Genomic DNA, 16,194 nt, shown 5'->3' on the forward strand with positions numbered 1-16,194 from the left:
AGGTCAGGCGGGGCCGGAGCCGTCCGACCCGTCACCGGCGCCGCCGCGTGGCGGGCCGGCCGGGGCGACGACACGGCCGCGGCGGCGTCGGCCCCGGGTCGCCGTCTGCGTCGGCTGCGTCGGCTGCGTCGGCTGCGTCGGTTCCGTCGGCTCCGTCGGCTGCGTCGGCTGCGTCGGCTGCGTCGGCTGCGTCGGCTGCGCGGGCTGCGTGGACTCCGTCGGCTGGGCGGGCTGCTGCTGCTCCGCCTGCGGGCGCTCCGCCGGCGCGACGACGACGTGCGGGTGCCCGTCGACCGACGCCGGGTCGTGCCCGCCGACGCGCGCCAGGTCGGGGTGCCCCTCGGCCGACTCGACGGCGTGCTCGAGCCGCTCGATCTGGTCGGCGGCCACGGCCGCGCCCTTGACCGCGGCCGCGTGAGCGGCGGCGGCGATCTGGGCCGCCGTCGGGCCGGACGGCCGGTGCGCGTCGGCAGGCGCGGCATGGTCGGACCCGCCGGCGCCGGTCGACCCACCGTTCGAACCGGCCCCCGAACCGCCCGAGCCACCCGAGCCACCCGAGGCGCGTCCGCCGCGGCGACGGCTCTCGCCGGCGGACTCGGGCTGCTGGTGGGCGCCCTTGTCGACCGGGTCGGTGTGGATGACGTAGCCGCGGCCGTTGCAGTGCTCGCACACGTGCGAGAAGACCTCGATGAGGCCGGACCCGACCCGCTTGCGCGTCATCTGGACCAGGCCGAGCGAGGTCACCTCGGCGACCTGGTGCTTGGTCCGGTCCCGGCCGAGGCACTCGAGCAGGCGTCGCACGACGAGGTCGCGGTTGCTCTCGAGGACCATGTCGATGAAGTCGATGACGATGATGCCGCCGATGTCGCGCAGCCGCAGCTGGCGCACGATCTCCTCGGCCGCCTCGAGGTTGTTCTTGGTGACCGTCTCCTCGAGGTTGCCGCCCGAGCCGACGAACTTGCCGGTGTTGACGTCGACGACGGTCATCGCCTCGGTGCGGTCGATGACGAGCGAGCCGCCGGAGGGCAGCCACACCTTGCGGTCCATGGCCTTGGACAGCTGCTCGTCGACGCGGTGGTGGGCGAAGAGGTCCTCCTCGGAGGTCCACTTCGTGACCCGGTCGGCGAGGTCGGGGGCCACCGACGAGATGTACGGGTGGATCTCCTGCCAGGCCTGCTCGCCGGAGACGACGAGCTGCTTGAAGTCCTCGTTGAAGACGTCGCGGATGACCCGGACCGTGAGGTCCGGCTCGCCGTGCAGGAGCAGAGGGGCCGAGCCGCCGGTCGCGGACCCGGTGCCGCCGTTCTTCTTCTTGCCCTTGCTCTTGCCGGCGCGCGGGGTCGAGGCCGCCTCGGCCTTGGCCTGGATGTCCTCCCACGTCGACGTCAGGCGCTCGACGTCGGCGCGCAGCTCCTCCTCGCTCGCGCCCTCGGCGGCGGTGCGCACGATGACGCCGGCGGTGTCGGGCACGACCTCCCGGAGGATCTTCTTGAGGCGGGCCCGCTCGGTGTCGGGCAGCTTGCGGCTGATGCCGGTCATCGAGCTGTTCGGCACGTAGACGAGGTAGCGGCCCGGCAGCGAGATCTGCGAGGTGAGGCGCGCGCCCTTGTGACCGATCGGGTCCTTCGTCACCTGGACGAGGACGGTCTGGCCCGAGCTCAGCGCGTTCTCGATGCGCTTGGGCTGGCCGGACTCCAGGCCGGCGGCGTCCCAGTTGACCTCGCCGGCGTAGAGCACGGCGTTGCGGCCCTTGCCGATGTCGACGAACGCCGCCTCCATCGAGGGCAGCACGTTCTGGACGCGGCCGAGGTAGATGTTGCCGGCCATCGAGACGTTGGTGGCCTGGTCGATGTAGTGCTCGACGAGGACGCCGTCCTCGAGGACGCCCATCTGGGTGCGGCCGTCCTTGTTGCGCACGACCATGACGCGGTCGACGGCCTCGCGCCGGGCCAGGAACTCGGCCTCGGTGATGATCGTGCGACGGCGGCCGGCCTCACGGCCCTCGCGCCGACGCTGCTTCTTGGCCTCGAGGCGGGTCGAGCCCTTGACGGCGACCGGCTCGTCGCTGCGCGGCTGGCGCACACGGGTCGAGACGCCGGGGGTCTCGTCGGACGAGTCCGCGGTCGACCCGGCACGGCGCCGGCGGCGCCGGCGGCGGCTCGAGCCCGTCTCCTCGTCACCCTCGGAATCGTCATCGGCCGCGGCCTCGTCCCCGGAGACGTCCGCGTCGCGGGTGCCCCGGGCCTCCTGGACGTCCGCCGCGGAACGGCTGCGGCGGCGACGGCCACGGCCGGTCTCCGGCTCGGGCGAGGGCTCGTGGTCCGTGGCCTCGTCGGTGGACTCGTCCGTCGGCTCGTCCGCGGAGTCCTCGAGCTCGTCACCGCCGTCGGCCTCCGAGCCGCGGCCGCGACGCCCCTTGCCCCCGCGGCGACGGCGCGAGCGACGCGCCGTGGCGTCCTCGGTGCCGGCCTCGGGGCGCTCGTCCGCCTCGTCCTCGTGGCGGTCGGCATCGGCGTCGGCGGGCACCTCGTGCTCGTCGGCCGTGGCCTGCTCCTCGGGCTCGGGCCGGCGGGTGCGCGTGCGACGCGTGGGGACGCTGCTCGTGTCGGGTGCCTGGAAGAGGACGCTGAAGCTCGGGACCACCGCCAGCGGGTCGGCGGCCTGCTCCCCGCCCTCCTCGCTCTCCCTGTCCTCCTCGTCCTCATCGGGGTGGACAGCATCGTCGAGCTCGTCGACGGACGCGTCGATGGACGCGTCGAGGGAGCCCCGGGCGTCGACGCTCGCGACGAGCTCCTCGAGGGCTGCGGCGGCGCGGTCGCTGCCGTCCGTCCTCTCGCCGGTCTCCCCGGCCGTGGCGTCGGACGCGGGCGCGGCGGTGCCGGCGGCCTCGCTGCGGTCCCCGGTGTCGCCGCCGTCCCCGGTGTCGCGACCGTCGGCGGCGTCGCGTCCGGCCGCCGCCTTCGTGCGCCGGGTTCGCGTCGCCTTCGGGGCGTCCGCGGAGGCGGCCGCCTTCGCCGCCCGGCTCGCACGCTTGCGCGGCGGGCGCGTCGGAGCGGCGTCCTCGGTCGGCTCAGCGGCCCGCGTGGACCCCCCGGCCTCCGAGGGGTCGGAGTCTGCGGGCGCGGGCGCGGCCGCCTTCTTCGTGACGCGGCGCGAGGCCCGTTTGCGTGGCGTGGCAGCGGGCGCGTCGGCGGCAGGCGCGGCCGCCTCGGCGTCGAAGAGGTTCGGGGCGGCCCCGCCCTCGGTGGTCTCGGTGGTCTCGGTCGAAGCAGTGGTGTCGTTGGGTGCCATCCGGCAGCCTCCCGTCAGGAGCGGTGTGACCCACACCGCGGCCTGAGCCGTCGCCACCGCTCGAAACGCGGTTCCTGTCGTCCCGTTGCCCGGGACGGAAGTCGATGCGTTACACCCGGTCCCGGTTCGCGCTGGGCGCGGCCCCGGTCCCTCGTGCCGTCGGCGTTCTCGTCGGCAGCCGGTTCGTCGTCATGCCTGGTTTGGTCATGTCAGCGGGTCGGCCACCCTCGCGGTTGCGGTGTCGAGCGGTCCCTGCGCCAGACGCGTCACCAGGGGCGGACGCGGAGGCTGCAGGTCGGCGATCTCACGCAGCGCGGTCAGAATGTCGTCGGGGCGTACGGCAGGTGTGGTGTGTCGTACGACCATGCGCAGTATCGCACAGTCCGCCGGGATGGCGAGCGAGGCGAGGACCGCCGAGGGCGTGTCGTCCGCCGCCACGTCGCCCGCGCGACCGGTGCGGGCGGCCACGATCGCGCCGCGGACGTCGAAGGTCCGGGGCCCCGACTTCGTCAGGCGAGTCACCTCGGCCGCCTCACGGGCGAGGAGCGCCTCGACCGCGGTGGCGAGCACCTCGAGCGGGACCCCCGCGAAGACGAGGAGCCAGTCGCTGGCCTGCAGCCGGTCGGCCAGCGCCCCCGCGGGCGCCTCGACGACCTGGACGATGTCGATGCCGTCGGGCAGCGCCTCGTCGAGCGCGACGCGGACCGACTCGGGGTCGACGCGCGCGGCGACGGCGATCTCGACGTACTCCGCCTCGCTCGCCGTCCCGGTGGCGGCCGCGTTGGCGTAGCTGATCTTCGGGTGCGGGTGGAACCCCGCCGAGAAGGCCATCGGCACGTCGGCCCGGCGCAGGGCGCGCTCGAGCGCCCGCTGGAAGTCGCGGCTCGAGGTGAAGCGCAGGCGTCCGCGCTTGGTGTAGCGGATGCGGAGGCGCTGGACCACCGGGTCCGGGGCCGGACCCTCGGGGACGCGCTGACGAGCCTGACGAGCCATGCGCGGAACGCTACCGCGCCGCCGCGCACCCGTCCGACGGGCCGAGCGGCGGACCGGCAGCCCGACCGGCGGTCCCCCGCGTCAGTCGTCGGAGCCGAAGCCCAGGCGCTCGTCGGCCCGACGGCGCCGCTCCTGCGCCTCCTCGGCGTCGAGCCGGTCGGCCTCCTGGAGCGTGGGGGCGGTGCCGCCGAGGCTGGCCGGCAGGTAGCGCAGGTCCGCCCCGCGCAGCGGCTCGTAGGCGGCGCGGGAGATGTCGAGCAGCTCCTGCATGACGGCCTTGTAGCGCTGCGTGACCTCGTCCGGGTCGGCGTCGCGGGGCACCGGGACCGGCTCACCGACGTTGACGAGGATGGGCACGTTCGTCCGGCCGAGCCGGCGCGGCAGTCCCTTGGACCAGACCCGCTGCGAGCCCCAGACGACCGTCGGCAGGAGGGGCACGCCGGCCTCGGCCGCCATCCGAGCCGCGCCGTTCTTGAAGGCCTTGAGCTCGAAGGACCGCGAGATCGTGGCCTCGGGGAAGACGCCGACGATCTCGCCGGCGCGCAGCGCCTCGACGGCCGCCGCGTACGACGCCGCGCCGGCCGTGCGGTCGACCGGGATGTGGTGCATGCCGCGCATGAGCGGACCGCTGACGGGGTGGCTGAAGACGCCGTCCTTGGCCATGAACCGCACCAGCCGGCCCGACCTCCGGGCGGCCAGCCCGGCGTACGCGAAGTCGAGGTAGCCGATGTGGTTGACCGCCATGACGGCGCCGCCGACCCGAGGGACGTTCTCCTCCCCGAGGATGGTGAACCGCAGCCCCTGCATGGCGAACAGGCCCCGCGCGAACCCGATGACCGACGAGTAGACCGGTTCCATGGGGACACTCTGCCCTGCCGCGTCGGCGACCCGGAAGGCGGTCGAGGGCATGGTGGGCCACATGGAAGGATTGGTGCATGACTGACGCACCTGCACCCACGACCTCGCGGATCCCCGAGCGTCCCACGCTCGACGGCCTCGAGGAGAAGTGGATGCAGGTATGGAAGGACGAGCAGACCTACGCCTTCGACCGTGAGCGCGCTCTGGCGCTGCCGCGCGAGCAGGTCTTCGCCATCGACACGCCCCCGCCCACCGCGTCCGGCAGCCTGCACGTCGGCCACGTGTTCTCGTACACGCACACCGACTGCATGGCGCGCTACAAGCGGATGCGGGGCCTCGAGGTGTTCTACCCCATCGGCTGGGACGACAACGGCCTGCCCACCGAGCGCCGGGTGCAGAACTACTACGGCGTGCGCGGCGACGCCACGCTGCCGTACGTCGAGGGCTACGAGCCGCCGTTCTCCGAGGGCGTCGACGCCAGGGGCAAGGCGATCAAGGCCGCCGACCAGCAGCCGATCAGCCGCAAGAACTTCATCGAGCTGTGCGACGTGCTCACCGTCGAGGACGAGGTCGCCTTCGAGTCGCTCTTCCGCCGCCTCGGCTTCTCGCTCGACTGGAACATCTCCTACCGGACCATCGACGAGCGCTCCCGCGCCGTGGCCCAGCAGGCGTTCCTGCGCAACCTCGCGCGCGGGGAGGCCTACCAGTCCGAGGCGCCCGGCCTCTGGGACGTGACGTTCCAGACCGCCGTGGCCCAGGCCGAGCTCGAGGCCCGCGACTACCCGGGAGCCTTCCACCGGGTCGCGTTCCACCGGGCCGGGGGCGAGCCGGTCCACATCGAGACGACGCGACCGGAGCTCATCCCGTCGGTCGTCGCCCTCATCGCCCACCCCGACGACGAGCGCTACCAGCCGCTGTTCGGCACGACGGTCACCTCCCCCTTGTTCGGCGTCGAGGTGCCGGTGCTCGCCCACCCCGCGGCCGAGATGGACAAGGGCGCCGGCATCGCCATGTGCTGCACGTTCGGCGACCTCACCGACGTGCTGTGGTGGCGCGAGCTGCAGCTGCCGATCCGCTCGCTCGTCACCCGCAACGGGCGCCTGCAGGCCGAGACGCCCGAGTGGATCGCCGGCGGCCCCGGCGAGCGGCTCTACGCCGAGCAGCTCGCGACGAAGACCACCTTCAGCGCGCGCGAGGCCGTCGTGGCGGCGCTGCGCGAGTCCGGGGACCTCGACGGCGAGCCGCAGAAGACCCAGCGCAAGGCCAACTTCTACGAGAAGGGCGACAAGCCCCTCGAGATCGTCACCTCGCGCCAGTGGTACATCCGCAACGGCGGCCGTGAGGAGGCCCTGCGCTCCAAGCTCGTCGGGATGGGTGACGACGTCGACTTCCATCCGGCCTTCATGCGCTCGCGCTACAAGAACTGGGTCGAGGGCCTCAACGGCGACTGGCTCATCAGCCGCCAGCGGTTCTTCGGCGTCCCGTTCCCGGTCTGGTACCCCGTGACCGCCGACGGCGAGACCGACTACGACCACCCCATCGTGGCGCCGGAGTCCGCCCTGCCCGTCGACCCGCAGATCGACGTGCCCGAGGGTTACGAGGAGGCCCAGCGCGGTGTTCCCGGGGGCTTCGTGGCCGACCCCGACATCATGGACACGTGGGCGACCTCGTCCCTGACGCCCCAGATCGCCGCCGGCTGGCCGGTGCGCGACGGCGCCGCCGAGGAGGACCGGCTCGGCTCCGACCAGGCGCTCTTCTCGGCGGTGTTCCCGTACGACATGCGCCCCCAGGGCCACGACATCATCCGGACCTGGCTCTTCGCCACCGTGACGCGGTCGTACTTCGAGCACGGGGTGGCCCCCTGGCGTCACGCCGCGATCAGCGGCTGGATCCTCGACCCGGACCGCAAGAAGATGAGCAAGTCCAAGGGCAACGCCGAGACGCCCGAGGACGTCGTCCTCGCGCACGGCGCCGACGCGGTGCGTTACTGGGCGGCCTCGGGTCGCCTCGGGACGGACGCGGCCTACGACACCGGACAGATGAAGGTCGGTCGACGCCTCGCCATCAAGGTGCTCAACGCGAGCAAGTTCGCGCTGGGGTTCGGTGAGGTGTCCGGCGACCTCCGCGCTGCGGTGACCAACCCCCTCGACCTGTCGATGCTCTCGGCCCTGGGCGAGGTCGTCGACAAGGCCACGCACGGCTTCGAGGCGTGGGACTACACGCGGTCGCTCGAGGTCACCGAGACCTTCTTCTGGACGTTCTGCGACGACTACCTCGAGCTCGTCAAGGACCGCGCCTACGGTGGCCAGGGCGAGGAGGAGGCCGCGTCCGCGCGGGCCGCCCTTCGCCTCGCGCTCGACACGCTGCTGCGGCTGCTCGCCCCGTTCCTGCCGTACGCCACGGAGGAGGTGTGGTCCTGGTTCGGCGAGGGCTCCCTGCACCGCCAGTCCTGGCCGACGCGCGACGCGCTGCCGGCCGGGGGCGACCCGGCTCTGCTCGCGACGGTCGGCGAGGCGCTCGCCGCGGTGCGCAAGGTCAAGTCCGAGGCCAAGCTCGGCATGCGCGCCGAGGTGCGCACCATGACCCTCGTCGGGCTGCCCGACGAGCTCGAGCGCGTGCGGGCCGCGGAGGCGGACCTGCGTGCGAGCGGGCGCGTCACCGAGCTCGGCTACGTCGAGGGCGACGGCATCGAGGTCCGCGACGCCGAGCTCCTGCCGGTCGAGAAGCCGGGCGCGCCGAAGGCCTGAGGCCCGAGTGCGGGGTGGGCTCGCCGGGGGCCGCCCGACCGGCCCTCCCGACCGGCCCTCCGCCCGACGCTCTGCCTGATTCTCCGCCGTCCCCCCTCGGGCGCCCGCCACGTGTCAGGACGACAACGATCACCGGCGTCGCTCCCGTACGGACCGCCCCCGCGCAATAGGGTGGCCCGCATGTCGAGACGGGGGACGGTCGCTGCTGCCGCCGCCGGGGTCGTCGTCGCGGTCGCGCTGGTCGTCGCCGCGACGGGACCCTCGGTGCCGGTGCTGTCCCGGCCGGTCAGCACCGAGACGATCTCGGTGCTGCCGACGAGGTCCGTCGTGTCGGCCGCGCCCTCCGACTCGGCCGGCACACCGACGACGGGCATCGTGCCGAGCACACCCTCACCGCTCTGGGGCCTGCTCGTGCAGGTGGTCATCGCCCTCGTCGCGCTCGTCGTGCTCGCGGCGCTGGCCCAGGTCGTCATCGCGCTGCTGCGACGGCCCCAGGTGCGTCGCCACGAGGAGCCTGGCTTCGAGGCGCCGACGGTGCCCGAGGAGCTGCTCGCGTCTGCCCGCTCCGGCATCGAGCTGCTGCTCACGGGCGAGCCGCGCAACGCCATCGTCGCGGCCTGGCTCAGCCTCGAGACCGCAGCCGCGGCCACCGGTCTGCCGCGCGACCCGGCCGAGACGTCCACCGAGTACACCGCCCGTGTCATCGGCACGTGGGCCGTCGACCCCGACCGGCTCGCCGACCTCGCGGCCCTCTACCGTGAGGCGCGCTTCTCGGTGCACGACCTCGGCGAGGCGCACCGCGACCGCGCCGTGGCCGACCTGCGCGTGCTGCACGCGGACCTCGAGCGGATCGCCGCGGCCCACGCGTCCGGCCCGGGCGGTGCCGCCTCCAGCACCCCCTCCAGCACCGCCTCCAGCACCGCCTCCGAGGGGGCCGAGGGGGCCGACGGTGGCCGCTGACCTGCGCGGTGGACGCCGCGCCGCACCCGGGTCCGGGTCGACGGTGGTGGTCGCCGGCCTGCGCGAGACGCTCGCGCCGTGGCGTCGGCGGATCCTGGCCGTGCTGCTCACCTGGCTCGGGTTCCTCGCCGTCACCGCCGTGCTCGGCCTGATGCCCGACGCGCCACGGGTGCTCACCGTGCTCGTCGCCGTCTTCGTCGTCGCCTGGCACGTCATCGACCACGTCGGCTCACTCGGGCGCACCGTGTGGCCCCTCGTCGACGGCGAGCTCGGCTCGGGCGGGCGGGGCAACGACTTCCGGGTCGCCAACCTGTCGGCGCGCCTGGAGGCGGCCAACACCCGCGGCGAGGGGCGCGAGGCCCTCGTCCACGACCTGCACGTGCAGCTGCAGCAGCTGGTCCGTGAGCGGCTCTACGCCCGGCACGGCCTCGTCGCCGAGGAGGAGCCGCGCTGGTCCGAGGGCGTCACGCCGCCCGAGCTGTGGGAGCTGCTCGTCGGCCTGCCCCCGGCCGACCTCTACCGTCCAGACAGGCTGGACCCGATCCTCCGACGAATCGAGCAGTGGTGAACCGATGACCGAGATCGACCCCCAGACGCCCCCGGTCGCAAAGGCCCCCGCGGACCCGCGCCGGGAGCCGTCGATGGACCTGGTGCGCGTCGGTGCGCTCAGTGCCGCGATCCTCGACGAGGTCGACCGGGCCGTCGTCGGCAAGCGCGAGTCGCTGACGCTCGTCCTCGCCGGGATCCTCGCCGGGGGCCACGTCCTCATGGAGGACTTCCCCGGCCTGGGCAAGACGCTCGCGGCCCGCAGCTTCGCCCAGACGCTCGGCCTGGAGTTCAAGCGCGCCCAGTTCACCCCGGACCTGTTGCCCGGCGACATCACCGGCTCCTTCGTCTTCGACCAGCGCGAACGTCAGTTCGAGTTCCGCCCGGGCCCGCTCTTCACGGGTCTGCTGCTCGCCGACGAGATCAACCGCACGCCGCCGAAGACGCAGGCTGCGCTGCTCGAGGCGATGCAGGAGAAGCAGGTGACGGTGGAGGGGCGCACCTTCCCGCTCCCTCGGCCCTTCCACGTGCTCGCGACGGCCAACCCCGTCGAGTACGAGGGCACCTACCCGCTGCCCGAGGCGCAGCTGGACCGCTTCCTCATGCGGGTCTCGTTCGGCTACCCGAGCCTCGACGAGGAGTGGCAGATCCTGTCCAACCGGATGGCCCGGCGTCAGGAGGAGCAGGAGCTGCCCGCGGTCGTCGGCCCGGAGGAGCTGCTCGCCATGCAGGCCGCCATCGAGGCGACGGTCGTCGACGAGTCGGTGGGCCGGTACTGCGTCGCGCTCACCGCGGCGACCCGCACCCACGGTGACGTGCTCATGGGCGCCTCCCCCCGGGGCGCCCTCGGCCTGCTGCTGTGCGCGCGCGCGTACGCCGTCATCGACGGCCGCGACTACGTGACCCCCGAGGACGTCAAGGCTGTCGCCGTGCCCGTGCTCGCGCATCGCGTCACCGTCAAGCCGGAGCTGTGGATGAGCAACGTCAGCGGGGCCGCGCTCGTCGGCGGGCTGCTGCGCACGGTGCCGGCGCCGTCCGCGCGCGAGGGCGCCGGCCACCGGCCGGGAGCCTGAGCCCGTGCGCCCGCTCGGGTCGTGGGCCCCGACGGCGGCGCACCAGCGTGCGATCGTCCTCGCGGCCGCGTTCGCCGTCCTCGGCGTGCTGAGCCGTCACGCGGACCTGCTCGTCCTCGCGACCCCGCTCGCCGTGGCAGCCGTGTGGGGTCACCTCGCCCGTCCGCGCAGCGAGGTGAGCGCCTCGGCCCACCTGCAGACCAGCACCCTGCGCGAGGGAGAGGCGACGAACATCGTCGTCACCACCGACCCCGCCCTCCACGAGGCCCACGGGGTCGCCATGCTCGCGAGCGTGCTCTGGTTCGAGCGCAAGCCGTCGACCGGCATCGTGCCGCTCGACGACGGGCGGGCCGTCGTCGCGGTGCGCTCCACCCGGTGGGGGCGCCGACGCGTCGGGACGGTCAGCGTCGTCCTGTCCAGCCCGTGGGGCGCCTTCCGCGTCGGGCCCACCGACCTGCCCGACCTCGAGCTGGGCACGCTGCCGTTGCCCGCTCTCTTCGACGCGAGCGCGCCGACCCCGCACCCGCGCGGTGTCGTCGGGCTCAACCGCTCGAACCGGCCCGGGTCGGGCACGGAGTTCAACACCATCCGCCGGTTCCACCCGGGCGACCGGCTGCGTCGCATCCACTGGCCGGTCTCGACGCGCACCGGGGTCCTCCACGTCACCTCGACGTACACCGACGAGGACGCCCACGTCTTCCTCCTCGTCGACGCCTTCAGCGACCTCGGCCCGCGCGAGGGCATCGACGGGCGCCCGACCAGCCTCGACGTCACGGTCCGTGCCGCGGGCGCGATCAGCGAGCACTTCCTGTCGGGCAACGACCGGCTGACGCTGCGGACCGTCGGGGCCGCCCGGGTGCCGACGCTCGGAGTCGGCTCCGGCGTCCACCACCTGCGCCGCGTCCTCGAGACGCTCGCGGCGATCTCCCCGGCCACCGAGCGGCGTGACACCGGCGAGGCCGCCATCCGGGGCGTCGACCCGAACGCGCTGTGCCTCGTGCTGTCCCCGCTCGTCGAGCCCACGATGGTGACGATCGCCCACACCCTCGCCGCGCGAGGCCTGACGGTGGTCGTCGTCGACACCTTCCCGGACCATCTCACCGACCCCTCCGGCAACCCCTACGAGTCGACCGCGTGGCGGCTGCGGCTGCTGCAGCGCGAGGCGCAGGTGCACAGCCTGCGGCTGCGCGGCGTCCCCGTGGTCGCCTGGCGCGGGCCGGGCTCACTCGACCAGGTGCTGCGCGACATCGCCCGGCGTGCCCGCGCACCCCGGCTGGCGAGGCGGTGACCGGGATGGGCCGACCCTCCTCCACGACGCCGCCCAGCTCCGGGGCCTCCCACCCACCGCGGCGCTCCCGCTGGACCCTGCGCCTCGGCGGGCCGGAGTGGTCGGCCAGCCAGCTCGGGGTGGCCGTCGTCCACGTCCTCGGCGCGCTCGTCTACCTCGTGTCGCTGCACCGCGCGGCCGGCGGCTTCGAGGGGCTCTACTGGCTGCTCGCGCTCGTGCCGCTGCTGACCTTGTCGTGGGTCGGGTCGGCGCTGCCGCTCGCCTACTGGGGACTCATGCTGTTCGGCTGGTTCACCCTGACGCCCGAGGCCTCGTTCTCGTGGTGGAACCTGCCCGCCGCGGCCGGAGTCGCGGTCGGACACGCCGCCGCCGCCCTGGGCGCGTCGGTGCCGCCGGCCACCCAGCTCGGCCGACCCGAGCTCCTCCGCTGGGCGAGGCGCACCGGGGTGGCGGCCGCTGCCGCGCTCCCGGTCGGGGCCCTCGCCGGGGTGCTCGCGGGCCGGGTCGGGGATGCCGCGCCGGCCGCGCTCGTCGTCGGCGTGCTCGGCCTGTCGGCCGGACTGCTCCTGCTGCGCACCGAGCCGCCTGCAGAGCCGAGCTGACCCGTGGGTCAGGCCGCCCCTGGCGGACCGGCCACGTCGTGGACCGCGGCCCACGGCACGTCCCAGCCGGCCAGCCGGAGCCGGCGCATCACGAAGGCCTCGCGGGGCAGCCCGACGACGCGTCCGGCCGACGGCTCGTAGACGTCGAGCCCGTCGGAGCCGGTCGCCGGCAGCGCGAGGACGACGTGCCGCGGCAGGGTCGGGCTGCCGATGTAGAGGACGGCCGGGCGTCCCGGGCCGACGGCGGACACGAGGTGGTCGTAGGCCCGTTCGAGCCGCGCACGTGACCCGAGCCGGAACCACTGGACCTGCCACCGTGCCCCGTGCGCCCCGGCCCCGAACCGCAGCTCGTTGCGGGCGCCCCACGGCGACGTGCCGAGCGCGCGCGGCCACGGCAGCTGTGGCCGCCCTCCCCCGCCGAACAGGCCGCCGGTGCGCCGGGCGACCACCTGCTCGTAGGCGGCGAAGCGCTCCGCCTCGGTGCCGCGGTCCATCGGGGCGTCCGGGTCGCGCGGGACCCCGAGGCGGATCCACTGCGCGAAGGCCGGGTCGACGAGCATCCGGGCCACCGTGAGCGAGGCGGACCCGCACGTCGTCGACGTCTGCTGGACGGGCGCCGGGTCACCGGAGCGCAGTCGGAACGGTGCGACCACGGGCGGTCAACCTCCCGTCGGGACCCGCGTCAAGGACCGGTGCGACGCCGCAGCCGGATGGCGGTGGCGGATGGCGGTGGCGGTCAGGCCGACTCCTTGCGCGGACGCTTGGCCCGCGGCTCGGCCTCCCGCCGGACGATCGTCGGGTTGACGTTGTCAAGGACGACCTCGCGCGTCACGACCACCCGGGCGATGCCGTCGTCGCTGGGCACGTCGAACATCACGGGCAGGAGGACCTCCTCCATGATGGCGCGCAGGCCACGGGCCCCGGTGCCACGCAGCAGCGCCTGGTCGGCGACGGCCTCGAGGGCGTCCTCGGTGAACTCGAGCTCTACCCCGTCGATCTCGAACATCTTCTGGTACTGCTTGACGAGCGCGTTGCGCGGGGCGGTCAGGATGTTGACGAGGGCCTGGCGGTCGAGCGGCGCGAGCGTCGTCAGGACGGGCAGGCGGCCGATGAACTCCGGGATGAGGCCGAACTTGAGCAGGTCCTCGGGCATGACGTCGGCGAAGCCGTCGGCGAGGTCCTTCGGGCTGTGCAGGGCGGCACCGAAGCCGAGACCCTTGCGCCCGACCCGCGACTCGATGAGCTTCTCGAGCCCGGCGAAGGCACCGCCGACGATGAACAGCACGTTCGTCGTGTCGATCTGGATGAACTCCTGGTGCGGGTGCTTGCGTCCACCCTGCGGCGGCACGCTCGCCGTCGTGCCCTCGAGGATCTTCAGGAGGGCCTGCTGCACGCCCTCACCCGACACGTCCCGCGTGATCGACGGGTTCTCGCTCTTGCGGGCGATCTTGTCGACCTCGTCGATGTAGATGATGCCCGTCTCGGCCTTCTTGACGTCGTAGTCGGCGGCCTGGATGAGCTTGAGCAGGATGTTCTCGACGTCCTCGCCGACGTAGCCGGCCTCGGTCAGCGCCGTGGCGTCCGCGATCGCGAACGGCACGTTGAGCATCTTGGCGAGGGTCTGGGCCAGGTAGGTCTTGCCGGAGCCGGTCGGGCCGATGAGCAGGATGTTGGACTTGGCGATGTCGACGTGCTCGTCGTCGCGCTTGGGGCCCTCACCGGCCTGGATGCGCTTGTAGTGGTTGTAGACGGCCACGGCGAGCGCCTTCTTGGCGGTGTCCTGACCGACGACGTAGTTCTGCAGGAAGTCGAAGATCTCACGCGGCTTGGGCAGGTGGTCCAGGCCCAGCTCGCTGTTCTCGGCGAGCTCCTCCTCGATGATCTCGTTGCAGAGGTCGATGCACTCGTCGCAGATGTACACCCCGGGTCCGGCGATGAGCTTCTTGACCTGCTTCTGGCTCTTTCCGCAGAACGAGCACTTGAGCAGGTCCCCGCCTTCTCCGATGCGTGCCACCGAATCACTCCTGGTCGCTCGACCTCGGGTGCCGGATGCGCCCGAGCGCCCCCGCTCGCCCACGGGGTCGCCTCCTATTAGACGACGGAGGACCCCACCCCCGCTCGCGCAACGCCGTTTGTCCGCTGATGGCTGACAAACGACGCACGTGTCAGTTGAACCGCGTTCCAGCCGAATCGGTGCAGGTCAGCGACCTGCGCGGCTCGGCCCGCCGCGTCCGGCGCGTTCGTCGACGCGCGCCCGTCGACGGCCCACACCGGCTCACCGCAACAGGCGACCACCAGGCGCGCTGTGGGGCTGGATGCGACCGACCGACCGCGTCAAGCCGCCACGTGGCGCCGTGCCGCGTCCGAACAGACGCGTCGTCCCGAGTGCCGCCACGTGAGCTGCCACGTGACCGGCCGCGTGAGCCCGTGCCGAGGGTGTGGATGAGCCGCCCGGGGCGGGTCTGCTCTGCGCCAGCATCGGGCCATGTCCCCCGCAGCCGTGCCACCCCGGGGCCCGTTCCGGGTCACCACGAGCACCGACCCGGGCACCGGCCGACGCCACGTCGTCCCGCCGCCGGGCGTCCGCGCCTGGGACCTGCGCTCCGGCCGCTACCGACGCCTGCTCCGCGGCGTCTACGTGGCGACCTCGGAACCGGTCACGCCGGTCGTCCTCGCACGGGCCGGGCTCCTCGTCGCGGGCCCGGGCAGCGTGGCCTCGCACCACACCGCCGCACGGGTCTGGGGCGCCGTCGTCGACCTTCCTCGACCTGAGCGACGAGCTGGGCCTCGTCGACCTCGTCGTCGCGGGCGACTCGCTCGTCAAGGCAGGTGTCGTCACGCCCGAGCAGCTGGTCGAGGCGGCCGTCGCGTACCGCGGCAGGGCCCGGAGGCTGGCCCGGCGCGCCGCGTCGCTCGTGCGGGCCGAGGTGGACTCACCGATGGAGACGCGCGTGCGGATGCTCATGGTGCTGGCCGGTCTGCCGGAACCGGTCGTGAACCAGCGCATCCGGTGGCCGGACGGCCGGGTCCGCTTCCGCTTCGACCTGTCCTTCCCCGGCGCGCGGCTCGTCATCGAGTACGACGGCCGGCAGCACGCCGACTCCGACGAGCAGTGGGACCGCGACATCGACCGGCGGGAGTGGTTGGACGGTGACGGGTGGCGCATCGTCGTCGTGCGCTCCAAGGACGTCTACCGGACGCCGGCCCGCACGCTCAGCCGGATCGCGGCCGCGATGCGCGACCAGGGCATGCCCGTGCCGCGCCTGTCCGACGCGTGGCGGCTGCACTTCCCGAGCCTGCCGGAGGACCTCGCGGTCCCCGCCTGACCGCACCAGGTGGTCGGTTGTTGCGGTGAGCGGCGCCAACCGGCCGCGACAACGCACCAGGTGGTCGTGTGTTGCGGCGAGCGAGCCCGACCGGCCGCGACAACGCGCCACGTGGTCCGGTTCCGCGCGGGAAGGGCCGGACGCGTCAGGCGGAGGTGAGGTCGCGCACGATCGCGACGTACTGCTCCTCAGCGGCCTCGGGCGAGGTACCGGACAGGCGCGCCCACGCGTCGTACTTGGCCCGGCCGACCGGGTTCATCATCCCGGGTCGCGAGCCGGTCACGTCACCCTGGGTCACCTGCTTGTACAGGCCGTAGAGCTTGAGCTTGACGTCGTTGCCGGGGTCGGCTGCCAGCCCCTTGACCGCCTCGACGGCCTGCTCGAACTCGGCACTCGCCATGACTGGACCTCCCACGCTCGACGTCAGGTCGGTCCCATCCAAGCAGGTGTGCCGTCGGGCCCGGTCGAGGGACCTGTCTCTTATACACATCTGACGCTGCCGACGACGGA

The 16,194-nt window shown here is 73.6% G+C and carries 13 protein-coding genes; 7 read left to right on the top strand and 6 right to left on the bottom strand.

The window, feature by feature from the left end:
• Positions 1 to 3: 3 nt before the first annotated feature.
• The 3 genes from ACPYOM_RS10090 to ACPYOM_RS10100 form a co-directional block, all read right to left on the bottom strand.
• Positions 4 to 3,291 (bottom strand): Rne/Rng family ribonuclease, encoded by a 3,288-nt coding sequence (locus ACPYOM_RS10090; protein WP_481345823.1) that lies wholly within the window; start codon positions 3,289 to 3,291, stop codon positions 4 to 6.
• Between the two features lie 204 nt (positions 3,292 to 3,495).
• On the bottom strand, positions 3,496 to 4,284 hold the full coding sequence (locus ACPYOM_RS10095) for a TIGR03936 family radical SAM-associated protein (RefSeq protein ID WP_481345824.1): 789 nt from the start codon (positions 4,282 to 4,284) through the stop codon (positions 3,496 to 3,498).
• Positions 4,285 to 4,365: 81 nt separating this feature from the next.
• Positions 4,366 to 5,142: a lysophospholipid acyltransferase family protein gene (locus tag ACPYOM_RS10100; RefSeq protein ID WP_481345825.1), complete on the bottom strand. Its 777-nt coding sequence runs from the start codon at positions 5,140 to 5,142 to the stop codon at positions 4,366 to 4,368.
• Positions 5,143 to 5,219: 77 nt separating this feature from the next.
• Between ACPYOM_RS10100 and valS the strand changes: the two genes are divergently transcribed.
• The 6 genes from valS to ACPYOM_RS10130 all read left to right on the top strand — a co-directional run bounded on the left by valS (position 5,220) and on the right by ACPYOM_RS10130 (position 12,358).
• A complete protein-coding gene (gene valS, locus ACPYOM_RS10105) occupies positions 5,220 to 7,889 on the top strand; it encodes a valine--tRNA ligase (RefSeq protein ID WP_481345826.1) in 2,670 nt (889 codons plus the stop codon).
• Between the two features lie 180 nt (positions 7,890 to 8,069).
• On the top strand, positions 8,070 to 8,849 hold the full coding sequence (locus ACPYOM_RS10110) for a DUF4129 domain-containing protein (protein WP_481345827.1): 780 nt from the start codon (positions 8,070 to 8,072) through the stop codon (positions 8,847 to 8,849).
• Positions 8,839 to 9,417, top strand: a complete 579-nt coding sequence (locus tag ACPYOM_RS10115) for a hypothetical protein (protein WP_481345828.1) — start codon at positions 8,839 to 8,841, stop codon at positions 9,415 to 9,417. Before ACPYOM_RS10110 ends, ACPYOM_RS10115 begins: the two co-directional genes overlap by 11 nt.
• A gap of 73 nt (positions 9,418 to 9,490) precedes the next feature.
• Positions 9,491 to 10,468 carry an AAA family ATPase gene (locus ACPYOM_RS10120; protein WP_481345834.1) on the top strand — a complete coding sequence of 326 codons (978 nt, stop codon included), beginning with the start codon at positions 9,491 to 9,493 and terminating at the stop codon, positions 10,466 to 10,468.
• A 4-nt stretch (positions 10,469 to 10,472) separates the two neighbouring features.
• A complete protein-coding gene (locus ACPYOM_RS10125) occupies positions 10,473 to 11,756 on the top strand; it encodes a DUF58 domain-containing protein (RefSeq protein WP_481345829.1) in 1,284 nt (427 codons plus the stop codon).
• A 5-nt stretch (positions 11,757 to 11,761) separates the two neighbouring features.
• Positions 11,762 to 12,358, top strand: coding sequence for a hypothetical protein (locus ACPYOM_RS10130; RefSeq protein ID WP_481345830.1), 597 nt, complete (start codon positions 11,762 to 11,764; stop codon positions 12,356 to 12,358).
• An 8-nt stretch (positions 12,359 to 12,366) separates the two neighbouring features.
• Here ACPYOM_RS10130 and ACPYOM_RS10135 read toward each other — a convergent pair whose 3' ends face one another.
• Both ACPYOM_RS10135 and clpX read right to left on the bottom strand, forming a co-directional pair.
• Positions 12,367 to 13,011 (bottom strand): hypothetical protein, encoded by a 645-nt coding sequence (locus tag ACPYOM_RS10135; RefSeq protein WP_481345831.1) that lies wholly within the window; start codon positions 13,009 to 13,011, stop codon positions 12,367 to 12,369.
• An 83-nt stretch (positions 13,012 to 13,094) separates the two neighbouring features.
• Positions 13,095 to 14,372, bottom strand: a complete 1,278-nt coding sequence (gene clpX, locus ACPYOM_RS10140) for an ATP-dependent Clp protease ATP-binding subunit ClpX (protein ID WP_481342519.1) — start codon at positions 14,370 to 14,372, stop codon at positions 13,095 to 13,097.
• A 925-nt stretch (positions 14,373 to 15,297) separates the two neighbouring features.
• Between clpX and ACPYOM_RS10145 the strand changes: the two genes are divergently transcribed.
• The gene (locus tag ACPYOM_RS10145) at positions 15,298 to 15,684 is read left to right on the top strand and encodes an endonuclease domain-containing protein (protein ID WP_481345832.1); all 387 of its coding nucleotides are present in this window, start codon (positions 15,298 to 15,300) and stop codon (positions 15,682 to 15,684) included.
• A gap of 145 nt (positions 15,685 to 15,829) precedes the next feature.
• On the opposite strand, the gene ACPYOM_RS10150 is transcribed toward ACPYOM_RS10145, so the two are convergent.
• Positions 15,830 to 16,194, bottom strand: a 365-nt coding sequence (locus tag ACPYOM_RS10150) for an acyl-CoA-binding protein (RefSeq protein WP_481345833.1), incomplete at its 5' end; no start/stop codon positions are given.

This window comes from Monashia sp. HAY1-2A (assembly GCF_056755315.1).

Excerpts from the sequence above, each read along its gene's own strand:
- ACPYOM_RS10110 (WP_481345827.1), top strand. The coding sequence starts at position 8,070 with ATGTCGAGACGGGGGACGGTCGCTGCTGCCGCCGCCGGGGTCGTCGTC.
- ACPYOM_RS10090 (WP_481345823.1), bottom strand. The coding sequence starts at position 3,291 with ATGGCACCCAACGACACCACTGCTTCGACCGAGACCACCGAGACCACC.
- ACPYOM_RS10130 (WP_481345830.1), top strand. The coding sequence starts at position 11,762 with ATGGGCCGACCCTCCTCCACGACGCCGCCCAGCTCCGGGGCCTCCCAC.
- valS (WP_481345826.1), top strand. The coding sequence starts at position 5,220 with ATGACTGACGCACCTGCACCCACGACCTCGCGGATCCCCGAGCGTCCC.
- ACPYOM_RS10145 (WP_481345832.1), top strand. The coding sequence starts at position 15,298 with ATGGAGACGCGCGTGCGGATGCTCATGGTGCTGGCCGGTCTGCCGGAA.
- ACPYOM_RS10100 (WP_481345825.1), bottom strand. The coding sequence starts at position 5,142 with ATGGAACCGGTCTACTCGTCGGTCATCGGGTTCGCGCGGGGCCTGTTC.
- ACPYOM_RS10095 (WP_481345824.1), bottom strand. The coding sequence starts at position 4,284 with ATGGCTCGTCAGGCTCGTCAGCGCGTCCCCGAGGGTCCGGCCCCGGAC.
- ACPYOM_RS10120 (WP_481345834.1), top strand. The coding sequence starts at position 9,491 with ATGGACCTGGTGCGCGTCGGTGCGCTCAGTGCCGCGATCCTCGACGAG.